18 protein-coding genes are annotated in these 19,065 nt (G+C 66.2%); 16 read left to right on the top strand and 2 right to left on the bottom strand.

All coding sequences use genetic code 11. The features are described 5' to 3' along the window. Positions 1-211 precede the first annotated feature (211 nt). The 9 genes from ACYQ4T_RS05845 to ACYQ4T_RS05885 all read left to right on the top strand — a co-directional run bounded on the left by ACYQ4T_RS05845 (position 212) and on the right by ACYQ4T_RS05885 (position 11,025). The gene (locus tag ACYQ4T_RS05845) at positions 212-2,068 is read left to right on the top strand and encodes a hydantoinase B/oxoprolinase family protein (protein WP_459851356.1); all 1,857 of its coding nucleotides are present in this window, start codon (positions 212-214) and stop codon (positions 2,066-2,068) included. Further along, entirely contained in the window at positions 2,065-3,267 is a 1,203-nt protein-coding gene (locus ACYQ4T_RS05850) for an ABC transporter substrate-binding protein (RefSeq protein WP_459851358.1), read from the top strand. Before ACYQ4T_RS05845 ends, ACYQ4T_RS05850 begins: the two co-directional genes overlap by 4 nt. A gap of 36 nt (positions 3,268-3,303) precedes the next feature. Next, positions 3,304-4,053, top strand: coding sequence for an ABC transporter ATP-binding protein (locus ACYQ4T_RS05855; RefSeq protein WP_459851360.1), 750 nt, complete (start codon positions 3,304-3,306; stop codon positions 4,051-4,053). A 3-nt stretch (positions 4,054-4,056) separates the two neighbouring features. Continuing rightward, a complete protein-coding gene (locus ACYQ4T_RS05860; RefSeq protein WP_459851361.1) occupies positions 4,057-4,806 on the top strand; it encodes an ABC transporter ATP-binding protein in 750 nt (249 codons plus the stop codon). Then, positions 4,803-5,681 carry a branched-chain amino acid ABC transporter permease gene (locus tag ACYQ4T_RS05865; protein WP_459851363.1) on the top strand — a complete coding sequence of 293 codons (879 nt, stop codon included), beginning with the start codon at positions 4,803-4,805 and terminating at the stop codon, positions 5,679-5,681. Before ACYQ4T_RS05860 ends, ACYQ4T_RS05865 begins: the two co-directional genes overlap by 4 nt. A gap of 2 nt (positions 5,682-5,683) precedes the next feature. After that, the gene (locus ACYQ4T_RS05870) at positions 5,684-6,724 is read left to right on the top strand and encodes a branched-chain amino acid ABC transporter permease (RefSeq protein WP_459851364.1); all 1,041 of its coding nucleotides are present in this window, start codon (positions 5,684-5,686) and stop codon (positions 6,722-6,724) included. A 15-nt stretch (positions 6,725-6,739) separates the two neighbouring features. After that, on the top strand, positions 6,740-8,794 hold the full coding sequence (locus tag ACYQ4T_RS05875) for a hydantoinase/oxoprolinase family protein (protein WP_459851365.1): 2,055 nt from the start codon (positions 6,740-6,742) through the stop codon (positions 8,792-8,794). 192 nt (positions 8,795-8,986) lie between these two features. Next, positions 8,987-10,528 (top strand): murein biosynthesis integral membrane protein MurJ, encoded by a 1,542-nt coding sequence (gene murJ / locus ACYQ4T_RS05880; protein ID WP_459851367.1) that lies wholly within the window; start codon positions 8,987-8,989, stop codon positions 10,526-10,528. Between the two features lie 89 nt (positions 10,529-10,617). After that, positions 10,618-11,025 carry a hypothetical protein gene (locus ACYQ4T_RS05885; protein WP_459851369.1) on the top strand — a complete coding sequence of 136 codons (408 nt, stop codon included), beginning with the start codon at positions 10,618-10,620 and terminating at the stop codon, positions 11,023-11,025. A gap of 7 nt (positions 11,026-11,032) precedes the next feature. Here ACYQ4T_RS05885 and ACYQ4T_RS05890 read toward each other — a convergent pair whose 3' ends face one another. Further along, positions 11,033-11,995 carry a 2-hydroxyacid dehydrogenase gene (locus ACYQ4T_RS05890; protein ID WP_459851370.1) on the bottom strand — a complete coding sequence of 321 codons (963 nt, stop codon included), beginning with the start codon at positions 11,993-11,995 and terminating at the stop codon, positions 11,033-11,035. A gap of 139 nt (positions 11,996-12,134) precedes the next feature. Here ACYQ4T_RS05890 and ACYQ4T_RS05895 point away from each other — a divergent pair, with 139 nt between their 5' ends. Next, entirely contained in the window at positions 12,135-12,965 is an 831-nt protein-coding gene (locus ACYQ4T_RS05895) for an EipB family protein (RefSeq protein WP_459851371.1), read from the top strand. Between the two features lie 116 nt (positions 12,966-13,081). Here the strand turns inward: ACYQ4T_RS05895 and ACYQ4T_RS05900 are convergent, their stop codons facing one another. Continuing rightward, positions 13,082-14,428: a DNA polymerase IV gene (locus ACYQ4T_RS05900; protein ID WP_459851373.1), complete on the bottom strand. Its 1,347-nt coding sequence runs from the start codon at positions 14,426-14,428 to the stop codon at positions 13,082-13,084. Positions 14,429-14,625: 197 nt separating this feature from the next. On the opposite strand from ACYQ4T_RS05900, the gene ACYQ4T_RS05905 reads away from it, so the two are divergent. From ACYQ4T_RS05905 to ACYQ4T_RS05930, 6 genes are all read left to right on the top strand, one after another. Continuing rightward, complete coding sequence (locus ACYQ4T_RS05905; RefSeq protein WP_379954158.1) at positions 14,626-15,039, top strand: response regulator; 414 nt, start codon at positions 14,626-14,628, stop codon at positions 15,037-15,039. 6 nt (positions 15,040-15,045) lie between these two features. After that, positions 15,046-16,431: a PleD family two-component system response regulator gene (locus ACYQ4T_RS05910; protein WP_459851374.1), complete on the top strand. Its 1,386-nt coding sequence runs from the start codon at positions 15,046-15,048 to the stop codon at positions 16,429-16,431. Beyond that, positions 16,432-16,662, top strand: a complete 231-nt coding sequence (locus tag ACYQ4T_RS05915; protein ID WP_459851375.1) for a hypothetical protein — start codon at positions 16,432-16,434, stop codon at positions 16,660-16,662. Positions 16,663-16,842: 180 nt separating this feature from the next. Continuing rightward, complete coding sequence (locus tag ACYQ4T_RS05920; RefSeq protein WP_459851376.1) at positions 16,843-17,586, top strand: pentapeptide repeat-containing protein; 744 nt, start codon at positions 16,843-16,845, stop codon at positions 17,584-17,586. Between the two features lie 13 nt (positions 17,587-17,599). Further along, the gene (locus tag ACYQ4T_RS05925; protein WP_459851378.1) at positions 17,600-18,361 is read left to right on the top strand and encodes a pentapeptide repeat-containing protein; all 762 of its coding nucleotides are present in this window, start codon (positions 17,600-17,602) and stop codon (positions 18,359-18,361) included. Next, positions 18,327-19,049 (top strand): DUF1194 domain-containing protein, encoded by a 723-nt coding sequence (locus tag ACYQ4T_RS05930; RefSeq protein ID WP_459851380.1) that lies wholly within the window; start codon positions 18,327-18,329, stop codon positions 19,047-19,049. Before ACYQ4T_RS05925 ends, ACYQ4T_RS05930 begins: the two co-directional genes overlap by 35 nt. The last annotated feature ends 16 nt before the right edge of the window (positions 19,050-19,065 follow it).

The raw sequence follows: 19,065 nt of genomic DNA on the forward strand, positions 1-19,065 counted from the left end.
GGCCTGACCTTTTTGTGAAGCGTGGAGCAGCGCAGCGGCGGACGGTGACCATCAGACGCGGGCCTTCGGAACGGGTCGCCGCGAAGCGCATCCCGCTGTGCCGAACGGGGCCGGCCCTTCAGCGCCTTCGGTGGTGACGCTTGTGATCACAAGTACTGTGATGGTAGTGTACGAGAAAAGCCGATGCGAAACAGGGCAGGTGAGGGATTGAATGGCTGACGGCGGCCCCGGGCGCGCGGCCTCGCGCAAGGCGTCGGATTTCGATCCGGTGCTGCTGGCGGTGCTCTCCAACCGCTTCGAATCCATCATCCGCGAGATGACCAACACGGTCATGAAGGCCAGCCGGTCGAGCGTCATCAAGAATGCGCGCGACATGTCTTGCGGCTTGCTGACCTACGACCACCGCCTGGTTTCGGTCGAGGAGGCGCTGCCGATTCATGTCACCGGCCTGGAGCTGACCACCCAGCCGATCACCGAGCTGTTCGATGACATCCGCGAGGGCGACGCCTTCCTGAACAACAGCCCGTTCTACGGCGGCACGCATCACGCCGACCTCACGCTCTGCGTGCCGGTGTTCTGTGAGGGCGAGCCGCTGTTCTGGACGCTGGCCCGCTCGCACCATGCCGACATCGGCGCGCCGGAACCGACCACCTATCTGCCCTATGCCGGCGACATCTACATGGAGGGGGTGCACTTCCCCTGCGTGCGGGTCCACCAGGACTACCAGGAGAAGGCGGATATCGTCCGTATCGGCCTGCAGAAGATCCGTGTGCCGGCGATCTGGTACGGCGACTATCGTGCCCAGGTCGGCGCCTGCCGGACCGGCGAGCGCCGGCTGAAAGAGCTGGTGAAGCATTACGGCATCGACACCATCAGGGCCTTCATCGAGGCCTGGATGGACTATGGCGAGCGGCGCGCTATCGACGCGATCAAGCAGCTGCCCGCCGGCACGTTTTCTTATGAGGTGCGCCATGATCCGGTGCCCGGCGTTGCCGACAAGGGTGTTCCGATCAAGGCGACGGTGACGATCGACAACAAGAAGGGCCTGATCACCGTCGACGTGCGCGACAATCCCGATTGCGTGCCGGGCGGGCTCAACGTCACCGAGGCCTGCGTGATCGCTTCCTGCCGGACCGGGGTCTACTACAACATCGATGCCAGCATTCCGCATAACCACGGCAGCGCCAGCCGCATCGTGCCGCTGCTGCGCGACAACTGCGTGGTCGGCAAGCCGCAGCACCCGATCGGCACTTCTTGTGCAACCAGCAACGTCAATGAACGCCTCGCCAACGCGGTGCAGTGCTGCTTCGCCCGGCTGGGCAAGCCCTACGGCATGGCGGAGGGCGGCGGCAACGCCTCGGCGGCGCTCGGCGTCGTCTCGGGCGTGGACAAGCGGCGCAAGGAGGCGGTGCCCTACGTCACCCAGGTGATGCTCGGCCTCTCCGGCGGCCCCGGCTCCTACGGTCATGACGGCTGGCTGACCTACGAGTGCTCGGTCGGCAACGGCATCATGGTCAATGACTCGATCGAGATCGACGAGGCGACCTACCCGATCCTGATCGAGGAGCGCAGCGTCGCCCAGGACAGCATGGGCTTCGGCGAGTGGAACGGCGCGCCGGCGGTCAAAGGCTCCTACCGCTCGCTGACCGGCGACATGACGGTCTATTTCTTCGGCGACGGCGGCACCTTCCCGCCGAAAGGCGTGCTCGGCGGCCTGCCGGGCAGCGGTTGCGGCACCTGGAAGCGTCACCGGAACGGCAAGCTCGAGCGCCAGCCGGACTTCGACCATTGCACCGCCGGCGAGAAGGAAGCGGTGCATTACCGGAGCTGCGCCGGCGGCGGCTACGGCGTGCCGCGCGACCGAGCGCCGGAGCGCGTGGTGGCCGACATCAACCGCGGCTGGCTCAGCGTGGACAAGGCCCGCGCGGTTTTCGCCGTCTCGGTCACCCGCGCCGCGAACGGCGTCGATTACGAACTCGATGCTGCCGGCACGGCGAAACTGCGGGCCGGAAAGACCAAGCGGAAAACAGCCAAAGCAAAAGTAACGAACAGCAGGAGGCGGAAATGAAACAGGGCATGGGGTTCCGGCGGGTCGGCAGCCTGTCGGCACTGGCGGCCGGGCTGGCGGCAGCCGCGTTTGTGGCGGCCGGCGCGGCGCAGGCCGAGGATCCGGTGGTGATCGGCGCGGCGATCGCGCAGTCCGGCGCGGTGGCGCCCTACGACGAAGGGCCGGCCGGCGGCATGGAGATCGCCGTCGAGGAGATCAACGCCAGGGGCGGCCTGCTGGGCCATCCGCTGAAGATCGTCTACGCCGACACCAAGTCCGACATCGCCTATGGCGCGACGGCGGCGCAGCAGGTCATCGACCAGGGCGCCAGGCTGGTGGTCGTGACCTGCGACTACGACTATGGCAGCGCCGCGGCCTCGGTCGCCGACGGCGCCAACCTGATCGCCTTCTCGACCTGCGCCGGCGATCCGAAGTTCGGCCCGAAGGGGATCGGCCCCAACGCCTTCACCATGGCGACCGGTGCGCCGGGCCAGGCGGTGGCGATGGCGGAATGGGCCTTCAAGGTGAAGGGCTGGAAGAGGGGCTACATTCTCAAGGACACAACCATCGCCTTCGATGCGACCTGGGCCGACTTCTTCAACCGCCGCTTCACCGAACTCGGCGGCGAGGGCGCCATCCTCGGCACGGATACGTTCGGCGGCGAGGACCCGCAGATCGCCAGCCAGATCACGCGCATCAAGGCGTTGCCGGAGAAGCCGGACTTCATCGTCCTCTGCTCCTTCCCGCCGGGCGGCGTCAGCGCCATGCGGCAGATCCGCGCCGCCGGCGTGGACACGCCCTTGCTCGGCTCGGAGTCCTGGGACGGCGACTTCTGGCTCGAAGGCGTGCCGAACCTCAGCGACATGTATTTCGTCACCTACGGCTCGATGTTCGGCGCCGACCCCCGGCCCGAGGTCCAGGGCTTCATGGACAAGTTCAAGGCGAAGTTCGGCAAGCCGCCGGTCACCTCGCACTCGGTCACCGGCTACAGCGTAATCGAGGCCTGGAGCAAGGCGGTGGAGAAGGCCGGCAGCTTCGACACCGACAAGGTGCGCGAGGTCCTGGAGAGCTTCAAGGACGAGAAGCTGCTGGCCGGGCCGACCACCTTCACCAAGGACGAGCACATCAACATGCAGCGCGACCTGCTGCTGATCGAGGTGAAGGGCGGCAAGTCCGGCAACATCGTCCAGGTGGTCAAGGCCGAGCAGATGCCGAAATAGGCGCGGCGGCTTGAACACTGCGATTGCCATGATGCCATGACGGGTGAAGTGCGCGTTGCGACGGCGTCGGCGCTGGAAGTCGCCGGCGTCGTCGTCAATTTCCAGGGCCTGCGTGCGATCGACGACATCCACCTGACGTTGCAGCCGGGGGAAATTCTCGGACTGATCGGGCCCAACGGGGCCGGCAAGACCACGCTGATCAACGTGCTTACCGGCTTCCAGGCGCCCGACCGGGGCAGCGTCCTGCTGGGCGGTGTCGACCTGCTGCCGCTGAAGCCGCATCAGCGCAGCCGCATGGGCTTGGTGCGCACCTTCCAGAACGTGCTGCCGTTCGCCGGGCTGACCGCGCTGGAGAACGTCGAGGCCGGCGCCATGGCGACCGGCATGCCGCGCGCCGCCGGCCGCGCCTGGGCCATGGAGGTGCTGGCGCGGCTCGGCCTCGCCGCCAAGGCGGACCGGCGGGTCGACACCCTGCCGTTCGGCGAAGAGCGCCGGGTCGGCATCGCCCGCGCCATCGCCATGAAGCCGAAATTCTTGCTGATGGACGAGCCGGCCGCGGGCCTGAACGATGCCGAGGCGGAGGACCTGCAGCGCGTGGTTGCCGGGATCACGGCCGAGGGAAGCTGCGGCGTGCTGCTGATCGAGCACCGCATGCCGCTGGTGTTTCGACTCTGCCATCGCATCCAAGTGCTGCAGCACGGCGCCACCATCGCCGTCGGCACGCCGGAGGAGATCCGCGCCCACAACGCGGTGCGCGCCGCCTATCTCGGCGACGAGGCGGTGTAGCGGATGCTGAGCATCGAGAACCTGCAGGTTTCCTACGGCAGCATCACCGCGCTGCGGGGCGTCGATATCGCGGTCGCGGCCGGCGAGATCGTCGCCGTGATCGGGCCGAACGGCGCCGGCAAGTCGACCCTGCTGCTGACCGTGGCCGGCGTGGTGAAGGCGAGATCCGGTCGGGTCAGCTTCGAAGGCCGCCCGATCCTGGGCGAAGCGCCCGAGAAGCTGGCGGCTTGCGGCCTCGCGGTGGTGCCGGAGGGGCGGCATATCTTCGGCAGCCTGTCTGTTGCCGAGAACATCGCCCTCGGCGCCACAACGCGGCGTGACCGCGACGGCATCGCCGCGGACACCGAGAAAGTCCTCGACATGTTCCCGGTGCTGCGCGACCGCTATCGCCAGCGCGCCGGCAATTTGTCCGGCGGCGAGCAGCAGATGCTGGCGATCGGCCGCGCCCTGCTGTCGCGCCCGAAGCTGCTGCTGCTCGACGAGCCGTCGCTGGGCCTGGCGCCGCTGGTCGTCAAGCAGGTCTATGACGCGATCTATGCCCTGCGCCAGGAAGGCCTGACCGTGCTGGTGGTCGAGCAGAGCGTCAACCGCGCGCTCAACGCCGCCGACCGCGCCTATGTCATGAGTGGCGGCGCGATCGCAATGGTCGGCCGCTCCGCCGAGCTGCAGGGCACGGCCGCCTTCGATGCCGCCTATTTCGGCACCACCCAGACGGGTCCGGGATCGGAATCCAAGGGGCGGGCAGGGACATGATCGTCATCCAGAACCTGATCGACGCGACCAGCCTGGGCGCGGTCTATGCCCTGGCCGCCCTCGGCATCGGGCTGATCTTCAGCATCATGCGGCTGATCAACTTCGCCCATGGCGAGCTGATCATGGTCGGCGGCTTCGTGATCTACACGCTGGCTGGCAGCCCGTGGATCGTGATGGGGCTGAGCGCAATCATCGTGGTCACCATTCTTGCCTTGGGCATGGAGCGCATCGCCTTCCGGCCGTTGCGCCGGGCGAGTCCGCCGACGCTGCTGATCGCCTCCTTCGCGGTCTCCTATTTCGTGCAGCATTGTGTGCTGCTGATCTTCGGCTCGCGGCCGATGGGCGTCGACTTCCTGTCGGCCCTGGGCGAGAGCATCGAGTTCGGCGGGTTGCGCGTGCCGGTGCTGCAATGCATCGCCATCGCGGTCACCCTGCTGCTGATGGGCGGGCTGGTCGCGTTCTTCCGGCTGTCGCGGATCGGGGTGCAGATGCGCGCCGCGGCGGAGGATTTCACCATGGCCCGGCTGCTCGGTGTCAAGGCCGACCGGGTGATCGCGGTCGCCTTCGCCCTCTCCGGAATCCTCGCGAGCTTCGTCTCGCTCTACCTGGTCGCGCAGACCGGAACGGTCTCCTACAAGATGGGCGTGAACATGGTGCTGATCGCCTTCGTCGCCTCGGTGATCGGCGGCATGGGCTCGCTCACCGGCGCCGCGCTCGGCGGCTTCCTGGTGGGGCTGGTCTCGGTCTCGCTGCAGGCCTACCTGCCGGAAGAGCTGCGGCCCTACCGCGACGCCTTCGTGTTCCTGGCCTTCATCGCCTTCCTGCTGTGGCGGCCGCAGGGCCTGCTGGTCAGCCGGCGTGCGGAGCGGGTGTGACCATGGCCCACACGACCACGCCCGAGACGACCGCGCCCGTCGCCCACAACCCACTGAAGACCGCGCTGCTGCTCGCCGTGATCCTGCTCGGCGTCGCCGCGGTCGCCAGCTTCTTCCCGCCGGCGCTGCAACGTACCGCCACCCAGGCCATGGTCATGCTGGTGGTGGTAGTCGGCCTCTACACCTTCTGCGGCAATTCCGGCGTGTTCTCCTTCGGCCATGTCGCCTTCATGGCCCTGGGCGGCTACGGCTCGGCGATCCTGACCATCCTGCCGGGCAAGAAGGAGGTGGCGCTCGACCTGCCGCTCTTCCTGGAGCAGATCCAGCTTCCGGTCAGCGTGGCGGGACCGATTGCCGTGCTGTTCGCCGGGCTGGTCGCGCTGCTGGTCGGCTTGGTCTTCATGCGGCTCAGGGGCATTGCGCTGCCGATGGCGACCTTCGCCATGCTGGTGATCGTCTATGTCGTGGCGCTGAACTGGCAGGCGGTGACCGGAGGGCGCCAGGCGCTGGTCGGCCTCCCGCGCACCACGGGGCTTTGGACCGCCTTCGGCTTTGCGGTGGTGGCTTTGTTCGCCGCGGCGCTCTATGACCGAACGCGGCGCGGTCTCGCGCTGCGCTGCTCGCGGGAGAGCGAGATCGCTGCGGCGGCGACCGGCATCGATGTCCCGCGCGAGCGCCTCATCGCCTTCGTCCTCTCAGCCATGATCGTCGCGGCCGGCGGCGTGCTGTTCGCGCATTTCCTCGGCACCATGACCGCCAACACCTTCTACCTCGACCTCACCTTCGTGACCCTGACCATGCTGGTGGTGGGCGGCATGCGCAGCCTGACCGGCGCCTGCGCCGGCGTCGCCCTGGTCTCGGTGGTCTCCGAGGTGTTCCGCGGGATCGAGCGCGGCATATCGCTCGGCGGCACCACCCTCGCCGCGCCGGCCGGCCTGCAGGAAGTCGTGCTGGCGCTGATTCTCCTGGTGATCCTGCTGCTCCGGCCGCATGGCCTCGCCGGCGACTGGGAACTGGCCCTGCCGGGCCGCAAGAAGACGTGACAGAGGGGAATAGAGATGTACGCGGGTTGCATCGATATCGGCGGCACCTTCACCGACCTGGTCCTGCACGACCGGGAACGCGGCCTGGAGATCTTCAAGTCCCCGACCACGCCCGGCGAGTTCGAGAAGGGTTTCATCAACGTGCTCGGCGTCGCCGCCGACAGCCGCGGCCTCAGCCTGCGCGACTTCCTCGGCCGCATGGACTTGCTGGTGCACGGCACCACGGTCTCGACCAATGCGCTGGTCGAGGGCAAGGTCGCGCCGATCGGCCTCATCTGCAACGCCGGCCATCCGGACGTCCTCACGCTGCGGGAATCGCCGCGGAAGCGCGCCTTCAACGTGAAGATCGACTTCCCGGCGCCGTTCGTGCCGAGGAGCCGCACCTGCGAGGTGCGCGGGCGCATCGATTCCATGGGCAACGAGATCGAGCCGCTGAAGACGACCGACGTGGTCGCTGCGGTCAGGCACCTGAAGAAATGCCAGGTGCAGGCGATCGCCGTCGCCCTGCTCTGGTCGATCGTCAACCCGGCGCATGAGCGCAAGGTGCGTGAGATCATCGCCCAGGAATGGCCGGAGATCCCGGTGACGCTGAGCCACGAGCTCAACCCGATCCCGCGGGAATACCGGCGCACCATCTCGACCGCAATCAACGCCGCGCTGTTCCCGATCGTCAGCGCCTATACCGGCAAGCTGACCGAGGCTTTGAAGCAGGCCGGATTCAAGAGCGAGCTGCTGATCGCCAACTGCGTCGGCGGCATGATGCCGCCGGACGAGATCATCCGCCGGCCGATCTATAGCGTCATGTCCGGGCCGACCCTCGCCCCGATCGCCGGCATGCATCTCACTACCGACGACAACGTCATCGTGGTCGATATGGGCGGCACTACCTTCGATGTCTCGGCGCTGCGCAGCCGCCGGCTGGTGGTGACCTCCGACGCGACCTTCGGCATGGAGATGCTCGGCATCCCGAAGATCGACGTGCGCTCGGTCGGGGCCGGCGGTGGTTCGATCGCCTGGGTCGATGCCGGCGGCCTGCTGCATGTCGGCCCGCACAGCGCCAGCGCGCGGCCCGGTCCCGCCTGCTATGGCCTCGGCGGCACCGAGCCCACGGTGACCGATGCCAACGTGGTGCTCGGTATCATCGATCCCGACTACTACCTCGGCGGCCGCATCAAACTTGACCGCGCCAAGGCGGAAGCAGCGATTGGCAAGATCGCCAAGCGGCTGAAGCTCGGGCTGCAGGAGGCCGCCTACGCGATCTATACCACCAGCAACCACAACATGATTGCGGCGATCGAGGACATCACCATCAACGAAGGCATCGACCCGCGGGATTCCTATGTCGTCAGCGGCGGCGGTGCCACCGCCTGCCATATCGGCGACATGGCGCGGCTGATGGGGATCAAGCGCTTCATGGTGCCGAAATTCGCCGCGGGCCTCAGCGCCTTCGGTGGCCTGATCTCCGACGTGCGCTGGGAAGAGACCGGCACCCAGCACACGACGGGCAAGGATTTCGACCTCGCCAAGGTGAACACCCTGCTGGCGGGGCTGATCAAGCGCGGCCGCGCCTTTCTGAAGCGCGCCGGCATCCCTGAGGAGAAGCAGCGCTTCGAGTTCGCCTTCCAGGGCCGCTATCTCTATCAGTCCTGGGACATCGAGGTGCCGTTCGACCTCGGCGGCGGCAAGCTCCAGAAGGGCGACGTCCCGAAGCTGGTCGCCGCCTTCCACCAGATGCACGAGCGCATCTACACCATCAAGGATGAAGCCGACATCGTCGAATTCACCACCTGGAAGGTCCGCGCCATCGGCGATACCGGCGGGGCCCAGCGGACCGGCCGGGGGCTCGCGGCGCAATCCGGAAAGCCGGAGGCGAAGTCGCAGCGCATGGTCTATCTCGGCAAGTCCGGGGAGCGGAACCTACCGGTCTACGCGGGCGACAGCCTGCTGGCCGGCGCCCGGGTGGCCGGGCCGGCGATCATCGAGCAGCCGACGACGACACTCCTGCTGCTCGACGGCCAGTTGGCAACCACCAATACCGCCGGCGATTTCCTGGTCGAGAACAACGGCTGAGCCTTTACGGCTGAGGCGGCGCTGAGCGGGGCCGCGGCAAGGCGGAGCCCCGCGGCGCTCCCCATGTTGTCTAAAAAGGACACAAAATCAAAAAGTTATCTGAGGGGCGCCGATCGGTGGTGTAACGGCCTTGTCGGCGCCCTATTCGGCGGTTACGAAGCCACCTTGACCTCAAGAGACAGCCGATTCTCCATGTTTTCCCTTAGATCCGTCGCCACGGTCGGCGGCCTGACCCTGGCGAGCCGCGCGTTGGGCTTCCTGCGCGAGGTGCTGATCGCGCGTCTCCTGGGGACGAGCCCGGTCGCGGAGGCCTTCTTCGTCGCGATGCGGCTGCCCAACCTGTTCCGCCAGCTCTTCGCCGAAGGTGCCTTCAACTCGGCCTTCGTGCCGATGTTCGCACGACAGCTCGAGGAAGGCGGGCCTGCGGCGGCCAAGCTCTTCGCCGAGCATGTGCTCAGCGTGCTGCTGATGGTGCTGCTGCTGGTGACCATGGTCGCCGAGCTCACCATGCCCTGGCTGATCCATGTCTTTGCGCCGGGCTTCGATGAATATCCGGAGAAGTTCCAGCTGGCGGTGCTCTTCACCCAGATCACCTTTCCCTATCTCGTCTTCATGTCGCTGGGCGCCCTGCAGGGCGGAATCCTGAATGCCTTCGGCAAGTTCGCCAACGCGGCGGCGGCACCGATCCTGCTGAACGTGGTGATGATCGTCGTGCTGTTCGGCGTCGTGCCCTATACGGGGCATGCGGGCGAGGTGCTGAGCATCGCCGTCACGGTCGCCGGTGTGTTCCAGTTCCTCTGGCTGGCGATCTCCTGCCAGCGCGCCGGGATGAATCTCCGCCTGCCGATTCCACGCCTCGGCCCCGACGTGAGGCGGATGCTGGTGCTGATGGTCCCCGGCCTGATCGGCGGCGGCGTCAACCAGATCAACCTCACCGTTGCCACCATTCTCGCCACCCTGCAGCCCCAGGCGGTCGGCTATCTCTACTATTCGGACCGGCTCTATCAGTTGCCGCTGGCACTTATCGGCTCGGCGATCGGCGTGGTGCTGCTGCCGTCCTTGACGCGGGCGATCCGGGGGCCGAACCCGGAAGAGGGGATGCGGATCCACAACCGCGCGATCGAGATGGGTTTCTTCCTCTCGCTCGCGGCCACGGTGGCGCTGGCCGTGGCGGCCAAGCCGATGATCACCGTGCTCTACCAGCGCGGTGCCTTCACGCCGGACGACACGATCAAAGTCGCGGCGGCGCTGACCGCGATCTCGCTGGGGCTTCCGGCTTATATTCTCAACAAGGCGCTGACCCCCGGCTTCCTCGCCCGGGAAGACACGATGACGCCCTTTCGTTACGCGATGGTCGGAGTCGCGGCGGATATCGTCATCAGCCTGATCCTGTTCCACTTCATCGGCTATGTCGGGATCGCGCTCGGCACAGCGGGTGCCGCCTGGATCAACTGCGCGCTGCTCTACCTCACTTTGCGGCGGCGTGGCTTGCTGGTGATCGATGCGAAACTGAAGCGCACCTTGCCCCGGCTGTTCCTGTCGGCGGCGGGCTTGGGCCTCGCGCTTTATTTCGGGATCAAGCCGTTAGAGCCTTATCTTGCCGAGGGCGAGGTGGTGCGGGCGCTGGCGCTGGCGGTGCTGGTCGCGGCCGGTCTCGGCCTCTACCTCATCCTGGTGATCGCGACCGGCGCGATGCCGCTCGCGGACCTCAAGCGCTTCCTCAAGCGGCGCTAGCGCTCTCCACCTTCGTCGTACTGGTCAAGCCTGCTCGAAAGTGACAAGGTCTTCGGCGTCTTGTCATTCGCGTCACAGGGAGAGTCCCAATGGCCAAGAAGTCGAAGACCAAGACCAAAGCCAAGGCAAAATCGAAGACGAAGAAGAGAGCTGTGAAGGCGAAGGTCAGGAAGACCGCGCGCCGGAAAGCCGCGCGGCGGAAAGTTACCGCGCGACGCAAGAGCGGGCCGAAGCCCAAGGTCGCGAAGAAAGCGGCCAAGCGGAAGTCGGCGCCGAAACGCAAGGTGGCGAAGAAAGCCGCAAAAAAGGCGGCACCGAAACGCAAGATCGCGAAGAAGGCCGCGCCGAAACCCGTAGCACCGAGGCCGGCCGCGCCCGCACCCGTCGCGGCCCCGCGCCTGCCTGAAGCGCCGCAGACCTACAGCGCGCCGCCGCAGGAGCCGCCGGCGGAAGCGCCGGCCGGCACGGGCATGTCGACCTCGACCGAGCCGACCTAGGCGCTGCTCAGACCACCCGGTCCAGCAGCGGCTTGCCGGCGAAGAAGGCGTCCAGGTTGTCCAGCGCCTTGAAGCCCATGGCGTTGCGGGTATCGACCGTGGCGCTGCCGAGATGCGGCAGCAAGAACACGTTCTGAAGCTCGCGATAGGCCGGGTTGAGGTTGGGCTCGTTCTCGAAGACGTCGAGGCCGGCGGAGAACAGCTTGCCCGACTTCAGGGCCGCAATGAGAGCGGCATCGTCGATCAGCGTGCCGCGCGCGGTATTGATCACGATCGCATTGTCCGGAAGCTTGGCGATGCGGGCGGCGTTCAGCCAGTGGAAGGTCTCGGGACTGGCCGGCGCGTTGATCGAGAAGAAGTCGGAGACGCCCAGCAGGTCCTCGGGATCGGCATGGAAGGTCGCGCCTTGCTCGAGGTCTGCCGGCAGGCGATTGCGGTTGGAATAGTGGACCTCCATGTCGAAGGCCCGGGCGCGCTTTGCCACCGCCTGGCCGATCCGGCCCATGCCGAAGATGCCGAGCCGCTTGCCGGTCATGTGGACGCCCAGCATGTAGGTGGTGGACCAGGACTTCCACGTGGCCTCCCGCACCGCGCGCTCGCCCTCATAGGCGCGGCGGGCGGCGCCCAGCATCAAGAGGAGCGTGATGTCGGCGGTGGCGTCGGTCAGCACGTCCGGCGTGTTGGAGACCGGATAGCCGCGCTTCTTCGCCGCCTCGAGGTCGATATGTTCGTAACCGACCGAGAAGGTGGCGATCATCTTCACCGACGCCGGCAACCGTTCGATCAGCGCGGCATTGACCTTGTCGGCCGGGGTCACGAGCAGGGCATCCTTGCCCTGGGCCTTCTCGATCACTTCGTCGGCCGACATGATGTGGTCGTCGGCATTGGTGACCGCGTCATAGGTGGCGTTGAGCCGGTCGGTCACCGCGGGCGGCAGGCGGCGCGTCACGAGCAGTTTCGGTTTGGCCATGGTTTTCCCCTCATCGGAACGCCGATCCGGGGGGCCGGCCGGCAGGCTCTTGCAATGCAGGTCGCAATCTTGCGGTTTCGGTTGTTGCAGGGCTGCCTGGAAACGGCTTGAATTGCACCGCAAACGACAATGGTTCCCCATGGATAGCGCAGGACTGCTCGGCAAGGCTACGGCGCTCGGCGCCGCGGTCTTCCTCCTTTCGGCTGATATCGCCATCGCCCAGGATTCGTCGGGGGCAAATCTGGTCGCGCACAAGGCGACCTACGTCCTTTCGATCGCACCGGACAGCAACAGCGGCCAGGTCACCAGCGCCGACGGCGTCATGACCTTCGAGCTGAAGAATGCCTGCGACGGCTGGGCCACCGATCTGAAGTTCAAGTTCGCCATGGCAACCGAGAGTGGCGAGAACCGCGACATGGAAATCAGCCAGGTCGCGTGGGAATCGAAGGACGGGCTGGCCTATCGCTACAATATCAAGAACGGCGCCGGCGGCGAGACCTTGCAGCAGCTCCGCGGCGAGGCACGGCTCGACTCCATCGGAGGCAAGGGCAGCGCCACCTCCGACCTGCCCAGTCGCGCCGAGGCGGATCTTCCGGCCGGCACCATGTTCCCGGTTGCGCATACCAAACTGGTCCTGGAGAAGGCGGCGGCCGGGGAGAATGTCGTCAGCGCGGAGTATTTCGACGGCAACGCGTCAGTCGATACGATGATGGCCAGCGCTTTGATCGGCGCCGGCGAGAAGGACTGGCCGGGTTTGCAGAAGAAGTTCCCGGAGCTTGAAGGGCATGTCTCCTATCCGATCGGGCTCGCCTTCTACAGCGTGCAGACCAGCGAGTCCGAGCCGGATAGCGAGCAGGTGCAGCGCCTCTACGACAACGGCGTCATCAGCAACTTCAGCATCGAGCTGGGTGCGCTGAAGCTGCGCGCGGCGCTCAGCGCCCTGGAGCTGCTGCCGGATCCCGGCTGCTGAGCGCTGTCGGCGCGAGATGCCCGGGTCAATCCCCGGATCAAGTCCGGGGACGGGGATGACGATTAAAGAAATGGTCGTCACCGCCGGGCTTGAGCCGGCGGTCTGCTCGAAGCGAGTTACCGCAGGCTCCGCCCCTTCACGATCGCCTTGCCGCCGAGCTTGCGGCGGACTTCGTCCATTGCGCGCTCGACCTTGCGGCGCTGTTCGGCGTTGGGGTCGGCGAGGTCGGGCGGGTCGGCGTCCTCTGGGGAATGGAAGTCATCGGTGCCGACGCCGATCAGGCGGAAATAGGTGCCGTTCGCCTCGCGCTTCAGCAATGTCCGGGCCATGCGATAGAGCGTCTCCGCGAGCTGGGTCGGGGCGGGGAGCCGCGCCTGGCGCGAGATCAGCTTGAAGCCGGCGGTCTTCAGCTTCAGGTGCACGACATGGCCGGAGAGCTCGGCGGCTTTGAGGCGGCGCGAGACGGTCTCGCAGAGCGGCCAGAGCTCCTTGGAGAGCTCCTCGAGGTCGGCGATGTCGGCATCGAAGGTGGTCTCGGCGGAGATGCTCTTGGCCTCGCCCTCGGGGTCGACGCTGCGGTTGTCCTCGCCGCGGGCGAGATGGAAGAGATGTGCGCCCATCTTGCCGTAGCGCCGGGCGAGGTCGACCTCGGCCATGGTTTGGAGCTGGCCGATGGTGGCGATCCCGTCCTGCTCCAGGCGCTCGCGCATCACCTTGCCGACGCCCCAGATCATCGAGACCGGCTTGTCGGCGAGGAAGCGCAGGGTCTCGGCGCGGCCGATCACCGAAAGGCCGCGCGGCTTGTCGAGATCGGAGGCGATCTTGGCGAGGAATTTGTTGTGGCTGAGGCCGATCGAAACGGTGATGCCGATCTCGCGCTCGATCTTCAGGGCCAGACGGTTCAGCGCCCGGACCGGGCTCATGTGGTGGAGCTTCTCCGTCCCGGTCAGGTCGAGGAAGGCTTCGTCGATCGAGAGCGGTTCGACCAGCGGAGTCAGCTCCAGCATCAGGTTGCGGATCTGCTCGCCCACCTCCCGGTACTTGGCCATGTTGGGTGGGACGACGACCGCCTCGGGGCAGAGCTTGCGGGCCTTGAACATCGGCATGGCCGAACGCACACCGGACATCCGGGCGATATAGCAGCAGGTCGAGACCACGCCGCGATGCCCGCCGCCGACGATCAGCGGCTTGTCGCGCAGGCTGGGGTCGTCGCGCTTTTCGATCGCGGCGTAGAAGGCGTCGCAGTCGATATGAGCGATGGCGAGGCTGTCGAGCTCGGGATGGCGGGCGATCCGGGTCGAGCGGCAGGACGGGCAGCGGATGCGAGTCGCGCCGGTGGGCGCCCCTGTGCCCGGCCTGGCGGGGGCGGCTGGTATATCGTTCCCGCAGTCACGGCAGAAGCCGCCGGTTTCGCTGGGCGAAACGGGAGTTTCGGCTGATTCCGCATGGTTTGGGCCGTTCATCTTGGTAAATTCGGCCTTTGAAAAGCAAGAAATCATTCACTATCATCGTAGTATAGGTTTTGTTCGGCGGCACAAAAAGATAGGCTTGTGCCGCGGTGTATGGCGCGTCCGCACTGGCAGTCGCAGGGTCTTAACCCTGGGGTTGTCCAGGGGGGAAGCGGGGGCAGCGTCCGCGGAAGGCGCTCGTTGGAGGGGTCATGAGTGACAAGCAGCCACTCTCTCTTGAGGAGAAGCGCAAGCGCGCTGCCGAGAAGACGATTCTGATCGTGGAAGACAACGAGCTCAACATGAAGCTCTTCCACGATCTCATCCAGGCGCATGGCTATAACATCCTGCAGACCAAGGATGGGATGGAGGCGCTGAAGCTGGCGCGCCAGCACAAGCCGGATCTGATCCTGATGGACATCCAGCTGCCCGAGGTCTCGGGCCTGGAAGTCACCAAGTGGATCAAGGAAGACGACAACCTGAAATCGATCCCGATCATCGCGGTCACCGCCTTCGCGATGAAGGGCGACGAGGAAAAGATCCGCGAAGGCGGTTGCGAGGCCTACATCGCCAAGCCGATTTCCGTCGTCCAGTTCCTGGAAACCGTCGATCGCTTCCTGCAGTAAGCGGCCATGTCGGCACGCATTCTGGTCGTCGATGATATAGCCGCGAACGTGCGGCTGCTCGAGGCCAAGCTCGCAGCCGAATATTTCGAAGTGGTGACCGCGTCCAGCGGTCCCGAGGCGCTGGATATCATCAACCGCAACGCGCCAGACATCGTTCTCCTGGACGTGATGATGCCGGAGATGGACGGGTTCGAGGTCTGCGCCCGGATCCGCGCCAATGCGAAGACCCGGTTCCTGCCGGTCGTGATGGTGACCGCGCTCAGCGATCCCAGCGACCGGGTGCGCGGCCTCGAGGCCGGCGCCGACGACTTCCTCACCAAGCCGGTCAATGATCTGGCACTGTTCGCGCGCGTGCGCAGCCTGGTCCGCCTGAAGATGATGATGGACGAATGGCGGATGCGCGAGCAGACCTCCGGCCAGTTCGACATCCTGACGGCCGAGGCCGAGCCCGGCCCGGAAGACGACCGCAATGCCGAGATCCTGCTGGTCGAGAGCTTTCAGCCGGCGGCGCAGCGCATCGTCAGCGTGCTCAGCGGCGACGGCAACAAGGTCGAGGTCGCCGATACCCTCGCCAAGGGCATGGAAGCTTCGGCCAAGGCGCGGCACGACCTCATCATCACCAACATCCAGGTGGCGGGCGAGGACGGGTTGCGGCTCTGCTCGCATCTCCGCTCGCAAGAGGACACGCGGCAGGTGCCGATCCTGCTGATCGTCGAGGACTATGACATGCCGCGGCTGATCAAGGGCCTCGACATCGGCGCCAGCGACTACCTGATGAAGCCGATCGATCCCAACGAGCTGCTGGCACGCGTCCGCATCCAGATCCGCCGCCGGCGCTACCAGGATCGCCTGCGTGCCAACTACGAGCGCAGCCTCAGCCTGGCGCTGACCGACAGCCTCACCGGCCTCTACAACCGCCGCTATGCGATGCGGCACTTGGATGGATTGATGCGGCGGGTGGCTACGACCGGTAAGACCATGGGCGTGCTGGTCTGCGATCTCGACCGCTTCAAGTCGGTCAACGACACCTACGGCCACGCGGCCGGCGACGAGGTGCTGAAGCAATTCGCCCAGCGCGCCACCGCCTGCATGCGCAACATCGACATGCTGGCCCGCATGGGCGGCGAGGAATTCATCGCCTTCCTGCCGGACACCGACGGGCAGACGGCCTTGCGCGTCGCCGAGCGCCTGGTGAAGAAGGTGGGCGAGACACCGATGCAGGTCGATGGCGCGCCGAATGGCGGGTTGACGGTCACGGTCTCGGTCGGCGTCGCCTCGACCAGCGTCGAGATTCCCGGCGAAGAGCTGATCAAGATGGCCGACGCCGCGCTCTACCGCGCCAAGGAAGGCGGCCGCAACCAGGCCGTCGCCGACCCGGCGAGCCTGCTGTAGATGACTGCCCCCAACCCGCTGAAGGTCGATGTCTTTGGCCCACTGCCTGTTTGGGCGAAGGTGGCTGCGGCTGCCGCATTCGGGGTCCTATTCATCGTCATCGATCGGTGGACGGCTCATATGCTGCCGACTTCGATGTTTGCAGCCTGCATGTTCTTTCTTGCCTTGGCCTGCCTGTTCTATGTGGGCATGCTGGGACACAGTCATTTGATGCACGCGCAGCGCCGTTAAGGCCAAGGGCCCGACACACCCTCATTCTTTCGGAGGATTTGTTCCCACCTTTCTCGGGAATACTTCCCGCGCGACCTAGGCGCAGGATGGGGGAGTTTGTAGAGTCGTCCGGTCTAACCGGGTTGGTGGATGGCGGTGCGCGGCTTTCGATCGGCGACTCTCCTTGTGCTGATGCTTGGCATGGCGGCGACCGCCATGGCTGAGCCGATGACCGTGAAGCAGATCAGCCAGATCCTATTCAAGGCGGCGCCGGGCTCGGCGCCGGATCTCTCGCATGCCGATCTCGGCGGGCTCGACCTGAGCGAGCTCGACTTCAAGGGTGCTAGGTTGGCCGGCGCCGATCTCTACGGCGCCAACCTGTCACGCGCCAATCTCTCCGGCGCCGATCTCTCCGGCGCCAGCCTCGACCACACCATCATCACCACCACGAATTTCGCCGGCGCCAACATGGAGAAGGCGACGCTCTACGGCACGGCTGCCTATTCGACCTTGGATTCGATGACCCGGTCGGAGGCGCCGAGCTTTGCCGGGGCCAATCTTTCCGGTGCGCTGATCATGTCGCCGCTGGCGCGTACGGATTTCCGCGGCGCCAACATGAGCCACCTGAAGACCCAGCAGGGGCGGGCGCGCTTGGAATGGATCCTTTGGAGCGACTTCTCCGGCAGCGATTTCACCGGTGCCGATCTCTCTTACGCTGAGCTGCCGCAGGCGAAGCTCCGCTTTGCGAAGATGGTGAACGTGAACTTGACCGGCGCGCTGTTAGCCGGCGCCGACCTCAGCCGCGCCGACCTGACCGGCGCCAACTTGACGGGCGCGGAACTGACCGGTGCGGATCTCGACGGTGCTATCCTGAAGGGCGTCATAGGGCTCGACCAGGCGAAGGGGCTGGATGCGGCGAAGAACCGGGAGAAGGCGCTTTATTGACGCCGGCACAGTCGTGGCGCTGACGCTCGCCGGCCTGCTGCCGGCGGCGGCGGAGCCGATGACCGTGAAGCAGATCAGCCAGGCTCTGGTGAAGGCGACGCCGGGCCATCCGCCGGACTTTTCCCATGCCGAGCTCATCGGACTCGACTTGAGCGACCTCGACTTCAAGGGCGCGAAGCTGGTGGGCGCCGATCTTCTCGGCGCCAATTTGTCACGTGCCAATCTGGCCGGTGCTGACTTGAGCGGCGCGAAGCTGGATCGCGTCACCATCACGCGGACCAACTTCGCCGGCGCCAATCTCTCCGATGCCAGCCTGTTCGACGTCGCGGCCTATTCGACCACCGAGTTTCCGCGACCCGAGGAGGCGCCGAACTTCGAGGGCGCCGATCTCTCCGGCAGCGACATCCAGGCGCGGCTGCCCGGCGTGAACATGCGGGGCGCCGACCTTTCCGACGCGCATATGGGCTTGAAACGCGGGCAATTGAAGTCGCCGATCTGGCACGATTTCTCGGGCTGCGATTTGACCGGCGCCAAGCTCCGCAACACCGATCTCCATGGCGTCCATCTGCAATTCACCAAGCTCGTCGGCGCCGATCTGACCGGGGCCAATCTCCACGTCGCCGATCTCTCCCATGCGGATCTCAGCGGCGCGGACCTGACCGGCGCGGACCTGAGCGGCGCCGATCTCGACGGGACGATCCTGCGCGGCGTCAAAGGCTTGAGCGAGACCAAGGGACTGGATGATGCGAAGAACCGGGACAAGGCGGCTTACTAGCGCCGGCATGGTGGTCTGCGCGGCGCTGCTGGCGGGGCCGGCGGCAAAGGCTGCGCCGGAAATGGTCGATACCGCCCTGGTGCTGGCGGTCGATGTCTCGCAATCGGTCAATGACGAGCGCTTCGCCTTGCAAATGGAAGGCATCGCCAAGGCCTTCGAGGACCCGGAGGTGCAGCGCTCGATCTTCTCCGGCCCGCACCGCGCGATGTTCGTCACCCTGGTGGAATGGTCGGACAAGGCCGCGGTCGCGATCCCCTGGACCTTGATCGCGAGCAACGAGGACGCCGCCGCCTTCGCCGCCACCTTGCGCAAGACGCCGCGCAAGGGCGCCGAGTTCACCTGCATGTCGCGCGCGCTGCAGCTGATCGGCGACAAAATCCTGCCCTTCCTGCCGATGCCGGCCAACCGCACGGTGATCGACGTCTCCTCGGACGGCCACGACAACTGCAACCTCAACCCGCCGGTCGAGGCGCTGCGCGACGCGCTGGTGGCCGAGAACGTCACCATCAACGGCCTGCCGATCCTGGAAGGCGACGAGGCCGCGACCCTGGAGGCCTGGTACAAGGCGCATGTGATCGGCGGGCCTTCGGCCTTCACGGTGCCGGCGCATGGTTACGACGACTTCGAGCGCGCGATGCGCAGGAAGTTCGTGACCGAGATCAGCCAGCTGCCACTGCCGGTGGATTGAAACGAGGGTGCGACGG

This window comes from Dongia sp. agr-C8, from assembly GCF_054658695.1.

What these genes read in the sequence shown, in the direction of transcription:
- ACYQ4T_RS05895 (WP_459851371.1), top strand. Translation starts at nt 12,135, where the DNA reads ATGGATAGCGCAGGACTGCTCGGCAAGGCTACGGCGCTCGGCGCCGCG.
- ACYQ4T_RS05870 (WP_459851364.1), top strand. Translation starts at nt 5,684, where the DNA reads ATGGCCCACACGACCACGCCCGAGACGACCGCGCCCGTCGCCCACAAC.
- ACYQ4T_RS05850 (WP_459851358.1), top strand. Translation starts at nt 2,065, where the DNA reads ATGAAACAGGGCATGGGGTTCCGGCGGGTCGGCAGCCTGTCGGCACTG.
- ACYQ4T_RS05890 (WP_459851370.1), bottom strand. Translation starts at nt 11,995, where the DNA reads ATGGCCAAACCGAAACTGCTCGTGACGCGCCGCCTGCCGCCCGCGGTG.
- ACYQ4T_RS05905 (WP_379954158.1), top strand. Translation starts at nt 14,626, where the DNA reads ATGAGTGACAAGCAGCCACTCTCTCTTGAGGAGAAGCGCAAGCGCGCT.
- murJ (WP_459851367.1), top strand. Translation starts at nt 8,987, where the DNA reads ATGTTTTCCCTTAGATCCGTCGCCACGGTCGGCGGCCTGACCCTGGCG.
- ACYQ4T_RS05845 (WP_459851356.1), top strand. Translation starts at nt 212, where the DNA reads ATGGCTGACGGCGGCCCCGGGCGCGCGGCCTCGCGCAAGGCGTCGGAT.
- ACYQ4T_RS05865 (WP_459851363.1), top strand. Translation starts at nt 4,803, where the DNA reads ATGATCGTCATCCAGAACCTGATCGACGCGACCAGCCTGGGCGCGGTC.
- ACYQ4T_RS05915 (WP_459851375.1), top strand. Translation starts at nt 16,432, where the DNA reads ATGACTGCCCCCAACCCGCTGAAGGTCGATGTCTTTGGCCCACTGCCT.
- ACYQ4T_RS05900 (WP_459851373.1), bottom strand. Translation starts at nt 14,428, where the DNA reads ATGAACGGCCCAAACCATGCGGAATCAGCCGAAACTCCCGTTTCGCCC.
- ACYQ4T_RS05860 (WP_459851361.1), top strand. Translation starts at nt 4,057, where the DNA reads ATGCTGAGCATCGAGAACCTGCAGGTTTCCTACGGCAGCATCACCGCG.
- ACYQ4T_RS05920 (WP_459851376.1), top strand. Translation starts at nt 16,843, where the DNA reads ATGGCGGCGACCGCCATGGCTGAGCCGATGACCGTGAAGCAGATCAGC.
- ACYQ4T_RS05855 (WP_459851360.1), top strand. Translation starts at nt 3,304, where the DNA reads ATGACGGGTGAAGTGCGCGTTGCGACGGCGTCGGCGCTGGAAGTCGCC.
- ACYQ4T_RS05930 (WP_459851380.1), top strand. Translation starts at nt 18,327, where the DNA reads ATGATGCGAAGAACCGGGACAAGGCGGCTTACTAGCGCCGGCATGGTG.
- ACYQ4T_RS05910 (WP_459851374.1), top strand. Translation starts at nt 15,046, where the DNA reads ATGTCGGCACGCATTCTGGTCGTCGATGATATAGCCGCGAACGTGCGG.
- ACYQ4T_RS05875 (WP_459851365.1), top strand. Translation starts at nt 6,740, where the DNA reads ATGTACGCGGGTTGCATCGATATCGGCGGCACCTTCACCGACCTGGTC.
- ACYQ4T_RS05885 (WP_459851369.1), top strand. Translation starts at nt 10,618, where the DNA reads ATGGCCAAGAAGTCGAAGACCAAGACCAAAGCCAAGGCAAAATCGAAG.